General features: G+C 64.5%; 3 protein-coding genes. All 3 read left to right on the top strand.

Annotation, left to right across the window (positions count from 1 at the left end):
* A partial coding sequence (locus EOA24_RS38940) for a 30S ribosomal protein S10 (protein WP_281059941.1) occupies positions 1–118 on the top strand: 118 nt, incomplete at its 5' end.
* A gap of 61 nt (positions 119–179) precedes the next feature.
* Positions 180–899 carry a 50S ribosomal protein L3 gene (gene rplC, locus EOA24_RS38935; protein WP_126082804.1) on the top strand — a complete coding sequence of 240 codons (720 nt, stop codon included), beginning with the start codon at positions 180–182 and terminating at the stop codon, positions 897–899.
* Positions 899–1,095 (top strand): 50S ribosomal protein L4 (gene rplD / locus EOA24_RS38930; protein WP_127410877.1); only part of this gene is annotated, 197 nt, incomplete at its 3' end. The genes rplC and rplD, both read left to right, overlap by 1 nt.

Raw genomic sequence — 1,095 nt, 5'->3', positions numbered from 1 at the left:
GTTCGAGATGCGTACGCACAAGCGTCTGCTCGACATCGTCGATCCGACTCCGCAGACGGTCGATGCTTTGATGAAGCTCGATCTGGCCGCCGGTGTCGACGTCGAGATCAAGCTCTAAAGGAATGAGAACGCGGTAAGGGGCGGTGCCCCTGGCCCGGAACTCTAAAGGAATTGAACCGATGCGTTCAGGTGTGATTGCAAAGAAGGTGGGAATGACCCGCATCTATAACGATGCGGGGGAACACGTTCCCGTCACCGTTCTCCAGATGGAGAACTGCCAGGTCGTGGCTCAGCGCACGCAGGAGAAGAACGGCTACACCGCCGTCCAGCTCGGCGTTGGCCTTGCCAAGGTGAAGAACACGTCGAAGGCGATGCGCGGCCATTTCGCCGCCGCGTCCGTCGAGCCCAAGGCCAAGGTCGCGGAGTTCCGCGTCTCCGCCGACAACATGATTGACGTCGGCGCCGAGCTGACCGTCGAGCATTTCGTCGCCGGCCAGAAGGTCGACGTCACCGGCACCTCGACCGGCAAGGGTTTCCAGGGCGTGATCAAGCGGCACAACATGGGTGGTGGCCGCGCGACCCACGGTAACTCGGTCTCGCACCGCACGCACGGCTCGACCGGTCAGCGCCAGGACCCGGGCAAGGTGTTCAAGGGCAAGAAGATGGCCGGCCACATGGGTGACACCCGCGTGACCACGCAGAATGTCGAGGTCGTCTCGACGGACGTGGATCGCGGCCTGATCCTAATCCGCGGCGCGGTTCCCGGCGTCAAGGGCGCCTGGATCCTGGTTCGCGACGCCGCCAAGGTTGCGCTGCCGGCCAACGCGCCGAAGCCCGCCGCGATCCGTGCCGCTGCCGCCGCCAAGAACGAAGCCCCGGCCACTGAGGGAGCGGAATAATGGACCTCAAGATTAAAACGCTGGGCGGCAAGGACGCCGGCGAGCTGAAGCTCTCCGAAGAGATTTTCGGCCTCGACCCGCGCGAGGACATCCTGCAGCGCGTCGTGCGCTGGCAGCTCGCCAAGAAGCAGCAGGGCACGCACAAGGCCAAGGGCCGCGCCGAGATCGCGCGCACCGGCGCCAAGATGTACAAGCA

The organism is Mesorhizobium sp. M2A.F.Ca.ET.039.01.1.1 (genome assembly GCF_003998035.1).
GTDB lineage: Bacteria > Pseudomonadota > Alphaproteobacteria > Rhizobiales > Rhizobiaceae > Mesorhizobium.
This window is presented reverse-complemented; position numbering and strand designations above follow the sequence as displayed.

Excerpts from the sequence above, each read along its gene's own strand:
- rplC (WP_126082804.1), top strand. The coding sequence starts at position 180 with ATGCGTTCAGGTGTGATTGCAAAGAAGGTGGGAATGACCCGCATCTAT.